Source organism: Lunatimonas lonarensis (assembly GCF_000390185.1).
Lineage (GTDB): Bacteria > Bacteroidota > Bacteroidia > Cytophagales > Cyclobacteriaceae > Lunatimonas > Lunatimonas lonarensis.
Genome location: NZ_AQHR01000070.1, coordinates 35595 through 56527, shown reverse-complemented (window position 1 = coordinate 56527; position 20933 = coordinate 35595). Strand labels below are relative to the sequence as shown.

16 protein-coding genes are annotated in these 20933 nt (G+C 47.2%); 10 read left to right on the top strand and 6 right to left on the bottom strand.

What is annotated here, in order from left to right; translation table 11 throughout:
• Window positions 1-5: 5 nt before the first annotated feature.
• Window positions 6-2183, bottom strand: a complete 2178-nt coding sequence (gene recQ, locus ADIS_RS11740) for a DNA helicase RecQ (protein ID WP_010854736.1) — start codon at window positions 2181-2183, stop codon at window positions 6-8.
• Window positions 2184-2281: 98 nt separating this feature from the next.
• Between recQ and ADIS_RS11735 the strand changes: the two genes are divergently transcribed.
• Together ADIS_RS11735 and ADIS_RS11730 are read left to right on the top strand one after the other, a co-directional pair.
• Window positions 2282-3250, top strand: a complete 969-nt coding sequence (locus ADIS_RS11735) for a KpsF/GutQ family sugar-phosphate isomerase (RefSeq protein ID WP_010854735.1) — start codon at window positions 2282-2284, stop codon at window positions 3248-3250.
• A 10-nt stretch (window positions 3251-3260) separates the two neighbouring features.
• The gene (locus ADIS_RS11730) at window positions 3261-4328 is read left to right on the top strand and encodes a mannose-1-phosphate guanylyltransferase (RefSeq protein WP_010854734.1); all 1068 of its coding nucleotides are present in this window, start codon (window positions 3261-3263) and stop codon (window positions 4326-4328) included.
• Between the two features lie 15 nt (window positions 4329-4343).
• On the opposite strand, the gene ADIS_RS11725 is transcribed toward ADIS_RS11730, so the two are convergent.
• The 3 genes from ADIS_RS11725 to ADIS_RS11715 are packed head-to-tail and all read right to left on the bottom strand — an operon-like array spanning window position 4344 to window position 7580.
• Complete coding sequence (locus ADIS_RS11725; RefSeq protein ID WP_010854733.1) at window positions 4344-5588, bottom strand: DNA recombination protein RmuC; 1245 nt, start codon at window positions 5586-5588, stop codon at window positions 4344-4346.
• A 22-nt stretch (window positions 5589-5610) separates the two neighbouring features.
• The gene (gene rlmB / locus ADIS_RS11720; protein WP_010854732.1) at window positions 5611-6384 is read right to left on the bottom strand and encodes a 23S rRNA (guanosine(2251)-2'-O)-methyltransferase RlmB; all 774 of its coding nucleotides are present in this window, start codon (window positions 6382-6384) and stop codon (window positions 5611-5613) included.
• On the bottom strand, window positions 6357-7580 hold the full coding sequence (locus ADIS_RS11715; RefSeq protein ID WP_010854731.1) for a GWxTD domain-containing protein: 1224 nt from the start codon (window positions 7578-7580) through the stop codon (window positions 6357-6359). The genes rlmB and ADIS_RS11715 overlap by 28 nt, the downstream gene beginning before the upstream one ends.
• A 73-nt stretch (window positions 7581-7653) precedes the next feature.
• Between ADIS_RS11715 and ADIS_RS11710 the strand changes: the two genes are divergently transcribed.
• Window positions 7654-8427: a class I SAM-dependent methyltransferase gene (locus tag ADIS_RS11710; protein WP_010854730.1), complete on the top strand. Its 774-nt coding sequence runs from the start codon at window positions 7654-7656 to the stop codon at window positions 8425-8427.
• Window positions 8428-8478: 51 nt separating this feature from the next.
• Here ADIS_RS11710 and ADIS_RS11705 read toward each other — a convergent pair whose 3' ends face one another.
• Entirely contained in the window at window positions 8479-11454 is a 2976-nt protein-coding gene (locus ADIS_RS11705; protein ID WP_010854729.1) for a glycosyltransferase family 117 protein, read from the bottom strand.
• Between the two features lie 432 nt (window positions 11455-11886).
• On the opposite strand from ADIS_RS11705, the gene ADIS_RS11700 reads away from it, so the two are divergent.
• The 6 genes from ADIS_RS11700 (at window position 11887) to ADIS_RS11675 (ending at window position 18008) form a co-directional block, all read left to right on the top strand.
• Window positions 11887-13077, top strand: coding sequence for a homoserine dehydrogenase (locus ADIS_RS11700; RefSeq protein ID WP_010854727.1), 1191 nt, complete (start codon window positions 11887-11889; stop codon window positions 13075-13077).
• Window positions 13078-13398: 321 nt separating this feature from the next.
• Window positions 13399-14532 carry a tetratricopeptide repeat protein gene (locus tag ADIS_RS11695; protein WP_238325426.1) on the top strand — a complete coding sequence of 378 codons (1134 nt, stop codon included), beginning with the start codon at window positions 13399-13401 and terminating at the stop codon, window positions 14530-14532.
• 210 nt (window positions 14533-14742) lie between these two features.
• Window positions 14743-15225: an Lrp/AsnC family transcriptional regulator gene (locus ADIS_RS11690; protein ID WP_010854724.1), complete on the top strand. Its 483-nt coding sequence runs from the start codon at window positions 14743-14745 to the stop codon at window positions 15223-15225.
• Window positions 15226-15290: 65 nt separating this feature from the next.
• The gene (locus tag ADIS_RS11685; RefSeq protein ID WP_010854723.1) at window positions 15291-15842 is read left to right on the top strand and encodes an NUDIX domain-containing protein; all 552 of its coding nucleotides are present in this window, start codon (window positions 15291-15293) and stop codon (window positions 15840-15842) included.
• Window positions 15843-15852: 10 nt separating this feature from the next.
• Window positions 15853-17244 carry an MATE family efflux transporter gene (locus ADIS_RS11680; RefSeq protein WP_010854722.1) on the top strand — a complete coding sequence of 464 codons (1392 nt, stop codon included), beginning with the start codon at window positions 15853-15855 and terminating at the stop codon, window positions 17242-17244.
• Between the two features lie 35 nt (window positions 17245-17279).
• On the top strand, window positions 17280-18008 hold the full coding sequence (locus ADIS_RS11675; protein ID WP_010854721.1) for an SDR family NAD(P)-dependent oxidoreductase: 729 nt from the start codon (window positions 17280-17282) through the stop codon (window positions 18006-18008).
• Here the strand turns inward: ADIS_RS11675 and ADIS_RS11670 are convergent.
• On the bottom strand, window positions 17985-18488 hold the full coding sequence (locus ADIS_RS11670; RefSeq protein WP_010854720.1) for a SixA phosphatase family protein: 504 nt from the start codon (window positions 18486-18488) through the stop codon (window positions 17985-17987). The two genes, ADIS_RS11675 and ADIS_RS11670, sit on opposite strands and share 24 nt — an antisense overlap.
• Before the next feature lie 228 nt (window positions 18489-18716).
• Here ADIS_RS11670 and ADIS_RS11665 point away from each other — a divergent pair, with 228 nt between their 5' ends.
• Window positions 18717-20879 carry an outer membrane protein assembly factor BamB family protein gene (locus ADIS_RS11665; protein ID WP_155907403.1) on the top strand — a complete coding sequence of 721 codons (2163 nt, stop codon included), beginning with the start codon at window positions 18717-18719 and terminating at the stop codon, window positions 20877-20879.
• Window positions 20880-20933: the final 54 nt, after the last annotated feature.

Sequence of the window (20933 nt, the reverse complement as noted above, 5' to 3'; positions counted from 1 at the left end):
TTGGTTTAGTTTGCGTGGTCAGAGATGAATTTAATCCGATAGACACGAATCTCTTCTTCGGAAAAATCCTCGTCTTCCAACTCTCTTAGCGCGTCCTTGATATGGTCTGACTCAGCGGACATAAAGTAATCATGGAGAATATCTTCGCGCTCGTCATCCATGATATTGTGGACGTAGTAATTGATATTCAGTTTGGTACCACTATATATGATCTGTTCCACTTCGTGGAGCAGTTCGCCCATGCCAATGTTTAGGTTGTTGGCAATTTCATCCAGATCGATTTTGCGGTCTATTTGCTGGATGATGGAGATTTTTACCTTGGACCGGGTGCCGGAGGATTTGACCACTACATCCGAGGCAGTGATGATATCGTTTTCCTCTACGTAGTTCTCGATCAATTTCAGAAAGGTGGAACCAAACTTGGTGACTTTTCCCATCCCAACCCCGTTGATCTGGGCGAGTTCCTCGCGGGTCGTCGGGTACACCGTCGCCATTTCTTCCAACGATGGATCTTGGAAGATCACGTAAGGGGGAAGCCCTTTTTGTTTGGCGACTTTCTTCCGCTCGGCCTTTAGCAATTCGAACAGCTTTTCGTCGTACGCCTTTCCCACGCTGTTCAACTCCTCTTGGGATACTGTCTCGGCGATCTCGTCGAAATTGTGGTTTTTGCTGATCAGCACAGGGTAGGGCTTCTCAGCGAATGCCTCACTCTCGTCGGAAAGCCGTAACACACCGTAATTCTCTATATCTTTCTCCAAGAGGCCGAATATCATTGCCTGGCGGATCACCGTTTTTAGGTGTACTTCGTCTTTCTCTTTTGCTTTGCCGAATACGGGCAGCTTGTCGTGTCCGTAACTGCTTATGTAATCACTCAATTCACCCCGAAGGATCTTCACGATATGGTCTAGGTTAAAGCGCTGCTGGGTAGCCCTGACTGCTTCGATTACCAGTAGGATGTCTTCCTGCCCGTCAAATGTCTCCTTCGGTTTTTTACAGTTGTCGCAAAACCCACAGTCTTTATCGAGTTTTTCACCAAAGTAATGAAGCAGGAAGCGCCGACGGCAAACAGAGCTTTCGGCGTAGGCCGCCATCTCCTGAAGCAGGATTTTGGCGTTTTCCCGCTCATTTACAGGCTTGTCCTTGTTGAATTTTTCCAGTTTGATGATATCGTCGTACCGATAAAACATCAGGCAGTGGCCTTCCAGCCCATCCCGACCCGCACGGCCGGTTTCCTGGTAGTAGCCCTCCAGTGATTTGGGGACATCGTAGTGAATTACGTAGCGGACATCTGGCTTGTCTATGCCCATACCGAATGCAATGGTCGCGACGATGACATCCACCTCCTCGTTCAGGAAATCGTCCTGGTTTTTTATTCGTACATTTCCATCCAGGCCTGCATGGTAAGGAGCGGCATTGATACCGTTCACTTTGAGCAGTTCAGCGATTTCTTCCACCTTTTTTCTGCTGAGGCAGTAAATGATGCCAGACTTGCCTTTATGCGACTTAATGTACTTGATGATCGCTTTCTTCGTCTCGTTTTTGATTTTCGGCTTCACCTCATAAAACAGGTTGGTCCGGTTAAACGAAGACTTAAACAGGTCTGCTTCCTCCATCTGAAGGTTTTTTTGGATGTCCTGTTGTACTTTAGGCGTGGCGGTGGCAGTCAGCGCGATCACAGGCAGGTTATTGCCCACCTGGCTGATAATGGATTTGATCCTTCGGTATTCCGGCCTGAAGTCATGGCCCCATTCTGAAATACAGTGCGCTTCGTCGATAGCCACAAAGCTGATATTGGAGTTGCTCAGAAATTGGATATTTTCCTCTTTCGTAAGTGATTCGGGCGCCACGTAAAGCAGTTTGGTTTTTCCCGAAGTCACTTCGCTTTTGACTTTGTTGGTCTCGGATTTGCTTAGGGTGGAATTTAGAAAATGGGCGTTTACGCCAAATGAATTCAGTTGATCCACCTGGTTTTTCATCAACGCGATCAACGGGGAAATCACAATAGCTGTTCCGCCTTTGATAACCGCAGGTAGCTGATAGCAAAGGGACTTTCCAGCCCCCGTAGGCATTATTACAAAGGTATTTTTTCCTTTCAGGATATTATCGACGATAATTTCTTGGTTTCCCCTAAACTGGTTAAAACCAAAAATTTTCTTTAAATTTTCTTTTACAGTAGAATCCACTCCATCACTTATTTAAGGATTTGCACCGTTTTTACCCTGTAGGCATGTAGGATTTCTTTCCTACTTTTGTACAAATTTAACGATAAACAACAGCAAAATTGAAGTTAGCAAAAAATATTAAATTAAGTGCTATAAAAGTTCTTCAAAACGAGGCTGAAGCCATTCAGGGGCTGATTCATCAGTTGGATAGTCAATTTGAGGAGGTGGTCCACCTGATTTTGAATTCTTCTGGCAGGGTGGTGGTGACGGGAATCGGTAAAAGTGCGCTTATTGCTGGGAAAATAGTGGCTACTTTTAACTCTACCGGCACACCGGCACTCTTTTTACACGCTGCCGACGCGATCCATGGGGATTTGGGTATGATTAAACCGGAAGATGTTGTAATTTGTCTATCCAAAAGTGGCAATACCCCTGAAATCAAGGTGTTGGCACCTCTTTTGAAGCGTTTGGGGTCCAAATTGGTTGCGCTGGTTTCCCAACGGGACAGTTATTTGGCACAGCATGCGGATTACGTGTTGTTTGCAGGGTTCAAAGCGGAGGCCTGTCCCAATAACCTCGCGCCTACCACCAGCACCGCTGTGCATATGGCGATGGGGGATGCACTGGCAGTTTGTTTGTTGGAGGCCAGAGGGTTTTCGGCAGAGGACTTTGCGAGGTATCATCCGGGTGGTTCCCTGGGAAAGCAGTTGTACCTAACGGTAAGTGACTTGGTCACAGGCAATCAACGTCCGTCTGTTCACCTAGAGGCAGACCTCAAAGAGGTGATTTTGGAGATTAGCAGCAAGCGGCTAGGCGCCACCGTGGTGTTGGATCCAAGCGATCAGGTCGTCGGGATCATTACCGACGGAGACTTACGGCGTATGCTGGGGAAATACTCGGATTTGGAAAAAGTGAAAGCAAAGGACATTATGACCCTAAACCCAAAAACCATCGCCGTATCGGATTACGCAATCCGAGCATTAAATCAGATGAAGTTATTTAACATTACCCAATTGGTCGCCCTAGAGGAAGGAAATTATAAAGGCCTTGTGCATATCCACGATCTCATGAAAGAAGGCATTGTTTAATCAAATCCCCATGCAGCCATACATTGTCATTCTTGCAGGTGGATTGGGAGCCAAGCTGTGGCCGGAGAGTCGGCACAGTAAGCCCAAGCAATTTTTAGATCTTTTGGGAACAGGGAGGACCCTGCTTCAGATGACCTATGACCGCTTTCTCCCCAAGTTTTCCAAAGACCGCTTCTTGGTAATCACCACTAAAAAATACCTGAACTTGGTAAAGGAACAGCTTCCCGAACTGGATGAACAACAGATCCTGCTGGAGCCAATCCGGAGAAACACGGCTGCATCGCTCGGACTTGTCGCTTACCTCATCCGAAAGCTGGATCCGGATGCAGAGGTGATTGTCAGTCCTTCCGATCAGGTGGTGTTTAACGAAACGGCTTTTTTTGGGGTGTTGGATGTAGCTCTCCAGGCGTCAAGGATCGGTCATCGGCTCGTAACCGTTGGCATACAGCCACATAGCCCTGAAACGGGGTATGGGTATATCCAATACTTGGAAGGAACGACCGACCCTGTCAAAAAGGTGAAAACGTTCACGGAAAAACCAGACCTGGCACTCGCACAGACCTTTTTGGAAAGCGGAGATTTTTTGTGGAATTCGGGAATTTTTATCTGGAAGAATGAAAGCTTTATCCGTGCCATTGAGTTGCATATGCCCGAAATGGCCGAGGTGTTTGAGGAAGGGGATCCCTACTTCGAGGGTCCTGAAGAGGCCGCGTTTTTGAGGAAAGCCTACAGCCTGATCAAAAACATTTCTGTCAACGCCGGTATTCTCGTGAAATCAGACGACGTATACGTGGTGACGGGGAATTTCGGGTGGTCTGATTTGGGTACCTGGCGCACCCTGTTTGAGTTCAAAAACAAAAACCATGGAAGCAACGTCGCCGAAGGGCATGCTCTGTTGTTTGATGCGGAAAACTGTTTCGTAAAGGCAGGGCCCAATCGTTTGGTGGTTGTTCAGGGATTGAAGGATTATCTGGTTGCGGATAGCGAGAACGTGGTGCTTATTTGCAAGATCGAGGAGGAGAACCGATTTCGGGAGTTTTTAAATGGGGCAAAGGATAAGGGGGCGGAGTTCATCTAAGGACGGGCTACTGGGTTAGCCCTCTTCGTTTTCCTTTCCCCGTAGATGTGCAGTAAGCGGGTTTTTGGCAGAAACGCCCAGGTCGCGCAGCTTTTCGGCTTGGCTGAGTAGATTTCCCTTTCCGGTGGCCAGTTGGTTCATGGCCTGTTCGTAGGCCCTCGATGACCGGTCCAGGTTTTTGCCGATTTCCTCTAAATTTCCCACAAAGCTGGAAAATTTATCGTACAACAAGCCTCCTCGTCGGGCGATCTCCATGGCATTTTTGGACTGATCGTCCCGCACCCAGAGGTCTTTGATCATTTTGAGAATGGCTATCAAATTACTACTGCTGATCAGAAGCACTCTTTTTTTGTAGGCATATTCCCAAAGCTGGGCGTCGGTCTGCACAGCCGTCATGTAGGCGGCTTCCAGCGGAACAAACATAATTACGAAATCCAATACATTGGAATACGATTCATACTGCTTGCCCGAAAGTTCATCAATATGGTTTTTGATGGCCTTCAGGTGATCCCTTTGAGCCAAGGACCGTTCGGTTTCAAGTTCTGCGTGGAAGAATTTTTCATAGGCTAGCAAGGATACCTTTGCATCTATGAGGACTTTTCGCTGGTCGGGGTAGATGATGGTCACATCCGGCTGCATGCGATTTCCTTCGGGTCCACGAAGATAGTTTCCGCGCTCATCCCGCAAAAATTCCTGAACAAGATAGTGCCTACCGGGTTCAAGCCCAGAGTTCTGGAGTATGGTCTCCAAGATGGCCTCTCCCCAGTTGCCTCTAACCTTGGCATTTCCCTTCAACGCGTTGGTCAAATTTCTGGCCTCATCACCAATTTGCCTGTTTAGTTCAGCGAGCTCCTTCACCTTCTGTTCCAGCGAAAAACGCTCCTTTGACTCCCTGTCGTAGGTCTCCTGAACCTTTGTGCGAAAGGATTCCAGTTCCTTTCCGAGCGGGTGAAGGATCCGCTCGATGTTTTCCTGATTCTGAAGGGTAAATTTTCTGGATTTCTCCTCTAGAATACGGTTGGCCAAGTTTTCAAAGACGAGCGCATTCCTGTCATTGAGCTTGGCGGCTTCGGTCTGGGCGAAGCTGAGCTTTTCTTCCAGTTGCTTTTTTTCTTGGCAGATTACCGCATTCTCCACCAGCAACTCCTGTACCTGTTGCTGTAGCTGATCCTTCTGTTGTTGGGAAATTCCCTGTATCCTGAAAGCCCAATAGAGGATCGCGGATATCAGTAAAATAGTGGCTCCGGCCAAATATTCCATACGCTGATTGCGGATAGCGGCGTTACCGGCGTTGTCTCAAGGCCTCGTAAATCACTACTCCTGCGGCCACCGACACATTCAGGCTGTCCACCTGACCCTGCATGGGGATTTTTACGAACTCATCGCTGACGCTCATCAGATCCTGTGAAATGCCGTCTTCTTCAGAGCCCATGACCAGTAATGTAGGAGCAGAAAAATCCGCCTGGTACATCTCTCGATCGGTCTTCTCGGTGACGCTGACTACATTTAACCCCATTTTCTTCAATTCCTTTACCGCATAGTAGAGGTTCTTGGCCCTACATACGGGCAGGAAATTCAATGCCCCTGCCGAGGTTTTGATTGCATCGGAGTTGATCTGTGCGCTGCCTTTTTCGGGAATTACGACGGCATGTACCCCCGCCACCTCCGCTGTTCGACAGATGGCACCAAAATTCCGCACATCGGTAATCCTGTCCAGCAGCAGGATTAGAGGAGCCACACCTTTCGAAAAGCACCCGTCAACCACATTGTCGAGGGATGCGTACTCGATTGCGGAAGTGTATGCGATGACACCCTGATGGTTCTTGCGCGTAATTCGGTTAAGCTTTCCATCCGGCACTCTGGAAATCGGCACGCGGTGCTCCTTCGCCAATTGGATCAGTTCATCGGTCAGTTCGTTCTTTTGCTCCTTTAGGATAAGGATTTTATCGATTTCCTTCCCGGCATGCAGGCTTTCCATGACTGCCCGAATCCCAAAAATGTAGTCTTTTTCGCTCTCCTGTTTGTTGATCAGAAAGCCACTATTCCGTTTCTCCATGCTGTGATGTTTCTGAACCACTCGGGTTGATAGGCCCGGGAGCGGTTCAAGGTGTAGTAATGCGGGCTTAAATTGTTGCGTACGCGCGCAAAGGTAAACGTAATTTTTGAATTTGAATTCGAGGCCAGGTAATTCCAAACCTCCCGATCAGCTTGGAAGAAGACCTCCTGCGGAGGCCCCATGATGATATAAACCATCCCTCGATCGGTTGCCCAGCCCTCTCGGAAGTCTGTAAACAGAATGTTTGCAAACTCAATCTGCCGAAAATATTCACGGATAAGTACTCTTGCCTTTTCTTCGCTTCGGGTCATGCGGATCCAGTATTCATCCAGTGCGAGCTTTTTGTTTTCCGCCTGCAGGAGCGTTTCGTGTTCCCGCCTGGTAGATATGTAGGTTACCATTTGAACCATTTCCTCCCAGGTAGAAACCCTGGGGAAGGCTTTTTGGGCCGTCTTCACCAACAGTCCTGTGTCGGATGCGGTATCGGATTGTACAAAGTAGTATCCCCGGTCTTCAAATGGCTGAGGTACATTTAGGAGAAAAGAACCCTTGTATTCCACGTCGATTTCTTTTTCTACGGAAGCGGGCTTGGTCTCCATAGGGGGCAGTGGAACCGGAAACTCCTGGGGATAGAAGAAGTGGTGTAAGCTAACACTGCCAGAGCCTTTGAAAAGAAGCGATTCACCGACATTAAGGTACAATTGATCAAAGGGCACATCGTTTCCAAAATAGGCCCCATAGCTTGGCAGATCCTGAACGAATGGGCTGATCAGGTCGATATGGTACACGTATTCGTCGCCCTGTCGAGTGTCCTTGGCCATAAACACCGCAAAGGCTTCGGTTTGGGCGGCAGGGATAGTCACCTCATCTTCAAAAACAAAATGCCTATTAGTGTCCTTGCTGAGGGCGTCACGGTCGAGTGCGATAAGCATATCGTCGGAGATTTCTTCCTGAAATCCGGAGACGATGGCATAGCTGAACAGGTAATTGTCAAAATCCATGTCCTCCTCGATTTTGTCGACCACCAATTGCAACCGGAATGCCCGGTCGCCCGTCTTTAACGGAATGACCTTAAGAGCAATCCTCGAATACCTTGAGTACCTCAGGTTTTGATTCATCTCTCCAAGTGTCGCTTGGCCGAATGCATGGGAGCAGGAAAACAGCGCCAAAAACAGGCCTGTAATAATTTGTCTCATAGTCAACCTCGTTGTTTATTGTCGTGGGTTTTTAAAAATAACCTTATTTTTGTCGAAAATAACAAAATTTTCAATGGCTACCTATACAACGGAAATCACCTCCGATAAGTTGGTAAGTGATAATCCTATCCATCAACGTCTTTTGAAGGCATACATTGCGGCAAAGCCGTGGATAAAAGGAAAACTTCTCGAGGTTGGATGTGGAGAGGGACGAGGGGTAGAGGTCTTAGCCCCCAATGCAGCCTCCTATTTGGGTCTTGATAAAATTCCCGACGTTATCGACAGACTTAGGGAGCGGTTTCCGGACTGTTCCTTCGAGCAGAGTGTGATCCCCCCGCTGTCTACCTTGCCATCAGATACGTTTGACTGTGTGGTCAGCTTTCAGGTGATCGAGCACATTCAAGATGACCGGCATTTTTTGGAGGAAATCTACCGGGTATTGAAGCCTGGCGGTAATGCTATTATTTCGACGCCGAATATCCATTTTAGCCTCTCACGTAATCCCTGGCACGTAAGGGAATACACGCCTGGAGAATTGAAGCAACTATGCGGAACAGTGTTTTCTGCCGTAGACGCAAGGGGGATCGGAGGAAATGCCAAGGTAATGGCCTACCACGAAGCCAACCGGGCCTCCGTACAAAAAATAATGCGCTGGGATTTTTTGGGTTTGCAGCGAAGGCTTCCTGCTGCCCTGCTTAGACTACCCTATGAATTTCTCAACCGCTTGAACAGAAATAGGCTGCACCGCTCGCAGGGTGATCAGGTGACAGAGATTAGCCACGAGGATTATCTTTTGATGGATGATCCGAGCCAAGCTCTGGACCTCTTTTACATCCTGACAAAATAAAAGGGTTGGTAGCCTGCTGGGCAAGCTACCAACCCATACTATATTTAAAGCTTAGCGGCGATTCATTCTAGGCATTCCTCCCTGCGTCCCCAAAAGCCGGTCAAACTCGTTTTGGATGCGTGTAGAAAGGTCTGTGTAGCCTCTTTCCCGGAGTACCGGTATGAAATAGCGTAGCATCTCTACGGAAATACTGGCCTCCCGGTCCATGGTCCTCCCGGTTTGGTCGTAGAAATCCAGCAATTGGATGGCTTTGTCGGACATCTTCTCTATAATATCCAAGGCCTGCGCGTCTTTACCGAGTTCGAATAGCAGGGGTACCGACTGCCCACTGGCAAGATCATAGGGGATTGCTTCGTGGGGGAATTTTTCAAGGCTCAAATCCATGATTTCGGCCGCACGCACCGTATCTTCCTCGTCGATCATCGCGATGGTAATGCTATTGAGCACGCTGCGGTGGTTGGAGGTGAAGCGCCTGTATTCATCGTCGAAATAATTTTCCGGACGGTTCATGTTGCGATAGGCAAATTCGTTCATCACATTGTGGTAGGCCAAATCAGTGTTTACCAACTCATCCTGATTGTCCGGTTTTTGGACAGGCAATAGCCTGTAGGTAAGTCCTTCCATGACCACGTGGTTGCTCAGATCAAACCCAATGGTCGCCAACGAGGTATTGTTGAAGTAAATGGGACGCTTCCAATCGTTGGTCGCGATGAGATCCAAGAGCATCAGGCTTCCTTTGGTGATGTAATTCCCCCGTATTCGGATATTCAATTGCGGGATGACCAAATCCTCAAACTGCGGCGGTATGATTCCCTGTTCCATAACTGATTCCGGGTCTATGTTAAGCGTCAGGTTTCTGGAGGGAACAGTAAATAGATTGCCTGAATAGTTTGAAGTTAGCCTCAGAAGGTCACTGTTGTTTTTCAACAGCTTTAGGTATTCTTTCAACGGAATTGATTCCAGGTTTCTTTCCACCACATACAACACATCGTTGGTGCCCTTCTTGTAGTTTTCGTATTCGAGGGTAAACTCCAGCGCGGCTGATTCGTTGACCGGCCGTTCCATTTGTTTTACGTACCAATCGGTATCGAAATAGCTCAACACGATTACCCGCACATCTGTACGGAAGCCCTCTACTTCCTGCACATACCATAGTGGGAAGGTATCGTTATCTCCACCTGTAAATAGGATGGCGTTAGGTTCACAGGAGGCAAGGAAATTTCTGGCTGAGTCGACCGAGAAAAATCGGTCACTTCGGTCGTGATCATTCCAGTTTTGGGTTGCCATTATCAGGGGTACGGGGAGGGTGATTCCCAGGGCGATCGCCGAGGCCATCACTCCGTTGCGGTTTATTCGGGTCAGCTGACTGGCCAGTGCCATTACGCCGAACCCGATCCAGATCGCAAAGGCGTAAAAGGAGCCTACGTAGATATAGTCCCGTTCGCGGGGCTCTACGGGTGGGGAATTCAAGTACAAAACCAAGATGACACCCATCATCAAAAAGAGCATCATCGTCACCCAGAAAGAGCGACTATCGTACCTTGCCTGAAAAAACATACCTATCAACCCTAAAATCAGGGGAAGCATGAAGTAGTTGTTATGCGCCTTATTTTCTTTGATGTAGGCCGGGAAATCAGTAGTTAGTGTATTCCAGATGCTTAGGTACGGGGCATCTGAAAAATCACTTTCTCTGCCGGAAAAATTCCACATAAAATACCTCCAGTACATGTGGCCCAGCTGGTGGGAAAACATGAAATAGAGATTATCCGCGAACGTGGGTTCCTCACCTTCCCGAAGGCCCAGTTTGGAGCGGTAGATCTGCCTATGCCTTTCCTGGGTGGAATAAATACGGGGCAGGATGGTGGTCTTGCTGGGATCATAAATGCTTACCAGCTGATAGTCCACGATTTCGTATCTGTCCTTTCCTTTAGCATAAACGGGAGCACCTTCCTTCTGATCAATCACATCAGCCGTGAAGTACTGTCCATGCAGAAGCGGCCTGTAGCCATACTGCTCCCGCTTCAAGTAGCTTACGAAGCTGATTACATCCCGGGGGTCATTTTCGTTAATGACGGGGTCTGCATTGGCACGGATTACGATCAGCGCGTAGGACCCATATCCGATCAAGATGAAAGTCAGGCAAAGCAGTACCGTATTCAGGATGACCTTTTGATGATTGAGGGAGTAGATGATGGCCGCTACCAACGCACCCACAAAGACAATCACGAAAAAGATAATCCCTGAACCAAAAGGCAGGCCGAGGCTATTGACGAAGAAAATCTCCATCGATCCAGCCACACTTGGTAGTCCGGGGATGATAATATTATTGATAATCACCAAGGCAATACCCCCTAGCACGAACGCGATGAGACCACCGATCAGCGTTGGCTTTTGATATTTTTTAAAATAGACCACCAGGGCAAGTGCTGGTAGCGTGACCAGGTTCAGCAAGTGAACGCCGATGGAAAGACCGACGAGGTAGGCGATAAAGACCATGTATTGATTCTCTTTTTGAGGATCTTCTATCACATCCCATTTGAGAAATGCCCAAATGACAATCGCAGTAAAAAACGAAGACATGGCATATACCTCGGCTTCTACCGCGGAAAACCAAAAGGAATCCGAAAAGGTGTAGCACAGCGAACCGATTATTCCGGCACCCATGAGCATGGCCGTTTGCCCCGAAGTTTCCGAACCTTTTTTAACCTGCAACAGCTTTCTTCCCAGTAGGGTGATGGTCCAAAAAAGAAAAAGAATAGTAAACCCAGAAAACAGCGCACTCGCGATATTCATCCAATAGGCAACCTGCAGTACATCCCCAAACGCAAGGAAACTGAACATCCGGTAGATTATCAGGAAAAATGGGGCTCCCGGAGGATGAGGCACCTGTAACTTGTAGGAAACGGCAATAAACTCTCCCGGATCCCAAAAACTAGCGGTTTCCTCTACCGTCAAAACATAGGTAAGTGTAGCGACAAAAAATACAGCCCATCCTGTAAGGTTATTTACCTTATTGTATTCATGCATGTTGGTCTTATTTGATAAGGGAAAGCGAAAATAAAAAAATATTCAGGAATAACTTTTTTTTTAACTTAATTTAAAAGTCGAGGAGAGATAAGGCTGGATTTGTGAGCCGTCGAGTGTCGTTTTTTCCCTGATTTCGAGGGATTAAATTTTTGTTGGTTTTTACAAATCAGGAGTTTTTGTAAAAGATAAAAAAAAATATTATTTTAAAAAATGAAATAAATGGATCTTAATTGGTGCGAAAAAAAATTAAAAAATACTTTTTTATTTTACATTTTAAGTTTATTCGATATTTAACCCTTTTTTCCGGAATAAATTTCAAAATATTTTTTTTGTATTTTGAACACAGAAATTTGGTGTTTAAATTAATTTTTTCCTTACCTTTACATCGGTGATTTTATCAAACATAATTTTTAAGTCAAAACGCAAACAGCCATGAAAAACAATTTCGGAAAACTGATCAGAGTAGGGATCGTAGGAACAGGAGGTATTAGTCGGGGTTTGGCAAAGTTGATTGCCAGACGCAAAGATATGGTTATCTCCAAGATCTTGACAAGGAGAAAGGGTGCTATCAGCGATTTGGGCGTTAGTCAGGAGTACCTGACCAATGACATGGATCGAGTATTGGAGTTATCAGATGTAGTGGTAGTAAGTACGGGAGATGCCATCTACTCAACCAAAGTGATAAATAGAGCTTTTACCTATGGTGTTCCTGTAGTGACCATGGATGCAGATACGCAGGTTTTGACTGGGTCTTGGTTATCTAAGCGAGGTCTGATAACAGAGGCTAATGGTGATCAGCCTGGCGTTTTGGCATCCTTGAACAAGGAGATTATCCAGATGGGATTCAAGCCGTTGGTTTACGGGAATATCAAAGGATTCCTGAATCAAAATCCTTCTTTGGAGGATATGCTCTACTGGGCCCAAAAGCAGGGCTATAGCCTGAGTTCCGTCACATCCTTTACGGATGGGACGAAGCTCCAAATAGAACAAGCACTGGTAGCCAATGGCCTAGGTGTTGACATTTTGCAGCGTGGGTTGACAGGTTATGAGACCAATGATTTTCAAGAAGGTGCTTTTGCCCTGGGAAAAGCAGCAGATGAGGCAGGGAAGGTCATAAGTGATTATATCATTTCCAGGGAATCGCCTCCAGGTGTGTTCATTACGGCCACACATCAAGAGGATTTAGCTCCAGAGCTAAAAACCTATAAACTTGGCGACGGTCCGTATTATCTGATGTACAAACCTACTCATCTGTGTTTCTTTGAGATACCCGGTACCATCCTCGATCTACTCTACCGGGATGAAATTCTCTTGGATAACGGAAGTGTACCGCATGCTTCTGTAGCTACCATTGCGAAAAGAAGGCTGGAAGCAGGTTCCGTGATATCCAAGGGCATTGGAAGTATGGATGTTCGTGGCGAGGCGATATCCATTGCGGAAGATCCAAACCATGTTCCTATTGGATTGATGAGCGAGGCTTACCTGAAGAGATCCATCGAACCCGGACAGTTGATCACATTTGACGATATCGAAATACCGGATTCTTTGGCCTACGATGCATGGAAGGAAACTTTAGTGAATGTGGATCAATCTCCTTGGTCAAAGGAAACGGTTAAGAAATAAAAGGTAAGCTGTTAATTTTTTTATATAATTGCCAATCAAGTCTATTTGCTTGGTTTTCCGTAAGGAAGGCCGGGTAAGTAGGCTTGTTTTTCGTTTATGGGATTTTTCGCTTTTAGTACACAATAGATAAAAAAACGGATTCGTTTGAAATTAATTGAAATTGAATATTGTTTCCTCTCTTGATCCATTAACTAATGCGCGATGATTGAAACGGCCATAAAGCTGTATAAGAAGTATTGCCCTGCGCCTGTAGGAATGTCTGTAATGCTTTCATTGTTTTTTGTGCTGTTTTTTTTAGACAGTACCTCTGCTCGTGCACAAATGGAAACCGATAGTATCTTTACGGATATCGGAAAATCAGACAATTATCTTCTGCTGGACAAATCGCTCCAGTTTAGAATCACCGACGCGGTGAACAGTATGTACAATTTCGATTTTGCCACGGCCGAAAGGGGGTTTACCGTTTTGAAGTATACCTATCCGGATCATCCACTCCCTTATTTTTTGATGGGTCTTAGTCAGTGGTGGAAAATTGCCGTGGATATGGAGAACAAATCCTATGATTCAGCCTTCCTGAGTCAAATGGATGAAGCGATCGAAAAAGCGAAGGCAATGTACGACAAGGATCCCAACAACAAAGAGGCGTCGTTTTTTTTGGCGGGGGCTTATGGGTTTCAGGGCAGGTTGCATAGTGAACGCCAGAACTGGACGAAGGCTACCTTCGCCGGTAAGAATGCGCTGAAATACTTGGAGTTGAGTAAAGGCGAGGACGAGCTCAATCCAGAGCTTTTGCTTGGAGATGCCTTATTTAATTACTTCTCGGTATGGATCCCCAAAAACTATCCTTTGCTCAAGCCGGTCATGGTGCTGTTTCCAAAAGGAGATAAAGACCTTGGCCTTAGGCAGTTGGAGGACGTAGCCACCAATGCATTTTATGCAAGGGTAGAGGCACAGTACTTCTTGTTTAGGCTATATGCCTCGGAGGAGCGTCAGCCGTTTAAAGCACTCACCATAACCTCCTACCTACACGATAAATACCCCAATAACCCGTACTTTCACCGGTTTTTTGCCAGGCAATTGTATTCGGTTGGTCGTGGAGACGAAGCCAAGGACGTCTCCCTGGAGATTTTGCGTAGGATCGACGAAGGATGGACTGGCTATGAGGGGAATAGCGGAAGGTACGCTGCGTTCTTCGCTGCCCAGCATTATGAGCGAATCGGAGATACCGCGACTGCAAAGAGGTACTATCTGAAGGCGGTGTCCTTTGGAGAAGAGACAGAAAGCCAAGAAAGTGGCTACCATCTGTATGCGTTGATCCAATTGGGGAAAATCGCCGTAGCCGAAAATGACAAAAAGAAGGCTAAAGTATATTTTGATCAAGTGAAAAATTACGCGAAGCGCAAACATCCTGCGCACAAAGAAGCAAGGGATTTTATCAAAAAGAATAAGTTGTAGGTTTTATTCTGGGAGGTATTATTCTATAAATCAACAGGAAATTTGAAATTTGTGTGTATTAATAAGTTGTTCAACCTATTTTTTTCGATTAATCATATAAATATGTAACAATATTTCGTCCGCATCTTCGTTTTTTCCGTAAATACCTTTAAAATAAATTCAAAATAGATTAAATTTGCACCGCATATAATTCGGTAAATTCTTTAAAATATGGATAATTACGTAAAAGTGAAATTTGACAAGATAGATCGAAAAATTCTGGAGATCTTGCAAGCAAATGCGAAAATCACAAATGCCCAGTTGTCAAAGGACATCGGTTTATCACCGGCCCCTACGCTTGAGAGGGTGAAGAAGTTGGAACAGAGTGGTATTATCAAGAGTTACCACGCGAAGTTGGATCCGGAGAAAATTGGGCTAGGGGTAAGCACATTCGTACTCGTAGGATTGGTTGGGCACAACAAGGCAAATATAGAAGCCTTTATGAAAGAAATCGATCAGATTTCAGAAGTGATCGAATGTCACCATATTACCGGTACAGGCGATTTTATCCTGAAGATAATTTCAAAAGATATTACTTCGTATCAGAAACTGATGCTGGAGAAGGTAAGTGAGATAAAGGAGGTGGATTCGATGCAGTCCATGGTGATCTTGTCTACGTTCAAGGACAGCAAAGTACTGCCTATCCCGGCCTAATCCGAAAATCATCTTTACAAATTAAGATAAATAAAGGTGGCCAATCGGTCACCTTTTTTACTGTGATGCAGAATCCCTGGAAAACACTTTCAAAGCAGGAAATCTATTCCAATCCCTGGATAAGGGTGGAGGAACACCAGGTAATCAACCCCAAGGGCGGCCGGGGCATATATGGGCAGGTACATTTTAAGAATATTGCCATAGGCATCATTCCTTTGGATCTACAGCTCCATACCTGGATCGTCGGTCAATATCGGTATACCCTCGATGAGTATTCGTGGGAAATACCTATGGGGGGCAGCCCAATGGATGATATGCCGGAGGAAGGGGCACGAAGGGAGTTGAAGGAAGAAACAGGCATGACGGCGAAGATTTGGCGCAATATCCTGAAAATCCACACCTCCAATTCCGTTACCGATGAGGTGGGTTATGTGTTTTTGGCGGAAGATCTCACACAGGGAGAGACCGAGTTTGATGAAACGGAGGACCTGAAAATCGTACGCTTGCCATTTGTGGATGTAGTCGAGATGGTATTGGAGGGAAAGATTACCGACGGTATCAGTATTGCGGGAATCCTAAAGGCGGAGAGGATTTTAAAGGAATCAGGCCGCCTGTAGTTTTTTTGTGATGGTAGGTGCAAATTATACAAAACACGTAGGGGTAACCTTCCGGTTGGCCTATCCTGTGATGCTGAGCCAACTTGGTCAGGTGCTCGTCGGGGTAGCAGACAATATCATGGTGGGCCGACTTGGCGCAGAGACCTTGGCCGCTGCCTCCCTGGCCAACAGTATCTTTTTCCTCATTTTGATGTTTGGGACAGGTGTATCCATGGCCATTACGCCTTTGGTAGCCATGGCCGATGGGGAAGGAAACAAGCGTAGCATATCTACGGTTTTTCAGCATGGTTTTGCGATCAATACGGTGTCGGGGGCACTGTTGTTTTTGCTGATTCTTTCCCTTTCGCCAGGCCTTCATTTTCTGGGTCAGCCGGATGAGGTCGTCGTTTTGGCCATCCCTTACCTGCTGATCATCACGTTCTCCCTCGTGCCTTTGATGTTTTTCCAAACCTTCAAGCAGTTTATCGAGGGCCTATCCCAAACCAAGCAGGCCATGAACATCACCTTGGCCTGTAATGCGATAAACATATTCCTAAACTGGCTGTTGATTTACGGGAAATTAGGTTTTCCGGCCATGGGGCTCAATGGTGCAGGCTGGGCTACATTGATTTCCCGTGTTTTGATGGCCTTGATTATTCTCTATTACGTCCGAAGGTCCAAGCGGTACCGTTCTTATCACTTGCCTTTTAGCTTTTCGAAACTCCGAAAGAAAATAGTAGGCCGTCTGTTGAAAATCGGTATACCTACCGGGTTCCAGTTTGTATTTGAAGTTGGGGCGTTTAGTACTGCCGCGATCATGATGGGCTGGTTGGGGGTAAATGCGCTTGCGGCCCATCAGATTGCGATCAACCTGGCTTCCGTCAGTTATATGATGGCTTCCGGGCTGGCGGCCGCAGCAATGGTTCGGGTAGGAAATCAGTTGGGGAGGAGAGATATCCATACGCTCCGGGAGGTGGGATTTTCGATTTTCGGAATGGTTGCATTGTTTATGTCTGTGTTTGCGATCGTGTTTATTGGACTTAGAAATTACCTGCCCCTCATTTACATAGATGACCCGGGCGTTGTACAGACTGCCGCTGTCTTGCTGGTAATTGCGGGGATCTTCCAGGTTTCGGATGGGATGCAGGTGGTGGGCCTCGGTGCGCTTAGAGGGCTATCTGATTTAAAGGTGCCAACCTTGGTTACCCTAGTGGCCTATTGGGTTGTAGGCCTTCCCTTGGGCTACCTGCTGGCCTTTCCGTTTGGACTGGATGAGCTGGGTATTTGGATTGGTCTTTTGACCGGCCTGACGGCCACAGCAGTTTTGTTGTTTTGGCGTTTCCATCGTATCAGTAAGCGCATGCTTTCTACCCATCACGAACCGGTAGATAACACGTCCATAAAACCTGCGGGAGCGGGGTAAAACCAACTGGATGAGCGTAAAAAAGGAAAATAGCTATGAAGAAAGACTTATATATCGTCACTGGCAGCAGTGAGGGACTGGGGAAGGCCCTGGTAGAAAATCTTTTGTCCGATCCAAGGGCATTGGTTATTGGCGTGTCCAGATCGGCGCAAATAAGTTCGGATCGGTTTACCCCGATCGAACTTGATCTAGCTGACACAGAAGCCTTGATCCAACGAATGGCGGATTTTTTTCCCTTAGGCGATTTTGGGTCGGTCACCCTGATCAATAATGCCGGATGGATAGGGGAGATCTCACCGCTGGGCGACCTGTCCGAGCTGGGTATTTTGAAAGTTCATTTGATAAACCACGTAGCTCCTTCTATTCTGGTGAATGGGTTTGTGCGACAATACGGGGAGTTGCCCGCACGTAAGTCGGTTATTAACATAAGTTCGGGTGCAGCGAATAAGGCGGTGGACGGCTGGTCTGGGTACTGCTCTTCCAAGGCAGCCCTAAACCAACTCTCTCTGGTGGCACAGGCAGAATCTGACCTAAAAGGTTACGGTATTCGTTATGTTGCGTTGTCTCCTGGCATCGTGGACACGCCTATGCAAGCGGAAATTCGATCGGCTTCAGAAGATAACTTCAGCCAGCTGGCGAAATTCAGGACCTTTAAGGATGAAAATCAGCTTAGCACTCCCGCAGATGCTGCTGCAAAAATAATTTTTCTGCTCGCCAACTTGGAAAGTATGCCAGGTGTATTACATGATATTCGTTCCTTTTGATTTTGGGAAGTCAAAAAACCAAAACTGTGCGTTATGGGCATTAAGTTCTTGCCACCGGGCGGCTGAACAGACAAATCCAAACTGGCCACAAGTGGGCAGATTGTCCAACGAAGATCCCAATGCCACTATAAGATCGGTCATACCGGGATTGTGCCCAAAGACGAAAAGGGTTTCTACACCGCCGTCCGTTTGCCGAATGGCTTTAAGCAGGGAATGGGGCGAAGCGTGGTAAAGCGACGGCGAAGCAAGAATGGCTTTTTCGGGGTATTGGAAGACTTTTGCGGCCATTTTGGCGGTTTCGAGGGCCCGTACCGCATTCGAACTTACCATGAGATCCGGCAATACACCTTTTTCTTTCAGTCGTGTGGCCATGTCCGGTGTGTCCCGTATTCCCCTTGGCGCCAAGGGACGTTCGTGATCACTCAAGAACACATCATCCCAGGAAGATTTGGCATGTCGCCACAAAACCAAGCGTTTCATTTGTCTATAATTGTTTTTCAAAGGTCACAACTTAGTCCCGTTTTATCGGGATGGAATCTCGCATGGCAGCCCGGGATAGCTATCGGGGCATCCCAGTGTGTGACGGCTATATAACGCTTTCACGCCCAGGGCTGGCTCGATCGAACGGGCCTGATTGCCAAACAACGTTATAAAAATGCATGATTTGTCAAAGCGAATCAACTTTTTCTTAAATTATCCGCTGAAATCATGCATAATTCATTCCCTATGAAGAGTTGCTTCTTGCTTAAATATGGTGTCTTAATCGTTATTGTCCTGGCACTGGCGGCGTCCTGTTCGGTTGATTCAAAAGAGGAAATCGGAGCCTACGATAATTGGGCGGTCAGTTTGGGAGATAAATTCAGCTCCCAATATTCCCATTTGGCGCAGATCAACCGAGATAATGTTGACCAACTAGAATTAGCCTGGGTTTTTAGATCGGGAGATCTCTCCGATTCACGCAATACGCAGATTCAATGCAATCCAATCATTATAGATGGCGTGCTGTATGCCAGCACCCCGACTATGAAAGCAGTGGCCCTGGATGCAGGCACAGGGGCACTGCTTTGGGAGTTTGATCCCAAGACGGAGTTTGCTGTGCCCATTACCATGAATCGAGGTCTGACGTTTTTTGAGGATGGTTCGGGGGGAAGGATTTTCTTCTCTGCTGGCCCGTATTTATTTGCCTTACATGCAAGTAGCGGCGGTTTGGTTGAGGAATTTGGCGATGGGGGCAAGGTGTCTTTGAAAAAGGGACTGGGAGAATGGGCTCAAAACCTCTACGTGATCTCTACCTCACCAGGCATTGTATATCAGGATAAAATTATCGTAGGCACGAGGGTTTCTGAAAACGACGATGCCGCTCCTGGCTATATTCGGGCTTTTAATGCCATTACAGGAAACCTTGATTGGGTTTTTCATACCATTCCGCGTCCAGGGGAGTATGGCTACGAAACGTGGCCTGCCGATGCCTACACGCGGGCAGGCGGAGCTAATAGTTGGGCCGGTTTTAGCCTAGACGAGTCCCGCGGGATCGTATTTGTGCCTACGGGATCAGCCTCCTTTGACTTTTGGGGAGGAAGACGCTTGGGTGACAACCTGTTTGCAAATTCAGTAATTGCGTTGAACGCAGCGACAGGAGAGCGAATCTGGCATTATCAGACAGTCAGGCATGATATGTGGGACAGGGATCTTCCGGCACCGCCAAATCTGGTTCGCATCCAACGAGGTGGCAGAACCATTGACGCGGTGGCCCAAATCACGAAGACAGGTAGGGTTTTTGTTTTTGATAGGGATACCGGAGAGCCACTTTTCCCTATCGAGGAATTGGAGATTCCCGCTTCGGATTTACTTGGTGAAGTAGCCGCCACGTCCCAGCCGCTGCCCGTATTGCCTCCACCTTTTTCCCGGCAGGTTTTTACAGACGATGAAATAACGGACATATCCCCGGAGTCAGAGGCCTACGTGCGTGAAGTGCTTCAAGGCAAGCGCTACGGACACATGTTCATGCCGCCGAGTACGGAGGGGACGGTCATTTTTCCGGGGTTTGATGGGGGAGGAGAATGGGGAGGAGCTGCTTTTGATCCGAGTTCTGGATGGCTCTACGTAAATGCCAACGAGATGCCATGGATACTTACCATGGTCCCCACCTTTGATCAGGCATCCATGGGCGTGGGTAGATCGGTTTATATGCTCCATTGCAGTATGTGCCACGGCCTGCAACTAGGAGGGGATCCGACCGGCGATTATCCGTCGCTGGTTGGTATAGCCGACCGGTTTAGCAGTTCAGAAATAGAGCAGTTGATAGCAAACGGTAAGGGTAGAATGCCTGGTTTTCAGCATCTAAAAGCATCAGATCGGGAGGCACTTGTTGCTTATCTCACCGACACGGACGAGTCTGCCGTAGATGGACACGAAGTAGGAAAGGAATCCAACACTGGTGCCGTGTTGTACTCCCATACGGGATATAATCGGTTTTTTGACCAAGATGGCTATCCGGCCGTGAGGCCTCCCTGGGGGACATTGAATGCCATTGATCTAAACGAGGGAAGAATAGTTTGGCAGGTGCCCTTGGGAGAGTTTGCCGAGCTGACAGAGCGTGGTATTCCGAAAACCGGAACCGAGAATTACGGAGGGCCGGTTGTCACAGCAGGAGGCCTTGTTTTCATAGGTGCCTCAAAGGACGAATATTTCAGGATCTTTGATAAACAGACAGGCAGGGAATTGTGGAAATATAAGTTGCCAGCGGCCGGCTATGCTACCCCTGCGGTGTACGCCGTGAATGGGAAACAATACGTAGTGATCGCCGCGGGTGGAGGAAAGATAGGCACCCCTTCGGGAGATTATTACCTGGCTTTTTCGCTAAGAGAATAAGCAAATGGTGAATACTTTTCGCATGCTCAACGCTATCGGAAATTGTTCCAAGGG

Bases quoted from the DNA above. Each gene is read 5' to 3' on its own strand.
- ADIS_RS11730 (WP_010854734.1), top strand. From the start codon at position 3,261: ATGCAGCCATACATTGTCATTCTTGCAGGTGGATTGGGAGCCAAGCTG.
- ADIS_RS11725 (WP_010854733.1), bottom strand. From the start codon at position 5,588: ATGGAATATTTGGCCGGAGCCACTATTTTACTGATATCCGCGATCCTC.
- rlmB (WP_010854732.1), bottom strand. From the start codon at position 6,384: ATGGAGAAACGGAATAGTGGCTTTCTGATCAACAAACAGGAGAGCGAA.
- ADIS_RS11715 (WP_010854731.1), bottom strand. From the start codon at position 7,580: ATGAGACAAATTATTACAGGCCTGTTTTTGGCGCTGTTTTCCTGCTCC.
- ADIS_RS11710 (WP_010854730.1), top strand. From the start codon at position 7,654: ATGGCTACCTATACAACGGAAATCACCTCCGATAAGTTGGTAAGTGAT.
- ADIS_RS11705 (WP_010854729.1), bottom strand. From the start codon at position 11,454: ATGCATGAATACAATAAGGTAAATAACCTTACAGGATGGGCTGTATTT.
- ADIS_RS11700 (WP_010854727.1), top strand. From the start codon at position 11,887: ATGAAAAACAATTTCGGAAAACTGATCAGAGTAGGGATCGTAGGAACA.
- ADIS_RS11695 (WP_238325426.1), top strand. From the start codon at position 13,399: ATGGAAACCGATAGTATCTTTACGGATATCGGAAAATCAGACAATTAT.
- ADIS_RS11690 (WP_010854724.1), top strand. From the start codon at position 14,743: ATGGATAATTACGTAAAAGTGAAATTTGACAAGATAGATCGAAAAATT.
- ADIS_RS11685 (WP_010854723.1), top strand. From the start codon at position 15,291: ATGCAGAATCCCTGGAAAACACTTTCAAAGCAGGAAATCTATTCCAAT.
- ADIS_RS11680 (WP_010854722.1), top strand. From the start codon at position 15,853: ATGGTAGGTGCAAATTATACAAAACACGTAGGGGTAACCTTCCGGTTG.
- ADIS_RS11675 (WP_010854721.1), top strand. From the start codon at position 17,280: ATGAAGAAAGACTTATATATCGTCACTGGCAGCAGTGAGGGACTGGGG.
- ADIS_RS11670 (WP_010854720.1), bottom strand. From the start codon at position 18,488: ATGAAACGCTTGGTTTTGTGGCGACATGCCAAATCTTCCTGGGATGAT.
- ADIS_RS11665 (WP_155907403.1), top strand. From the start codon at position 18,717: ATGCATAATTCATTCCCTATGAAGAGTTGCTTCTTGCTTAAATATGGT.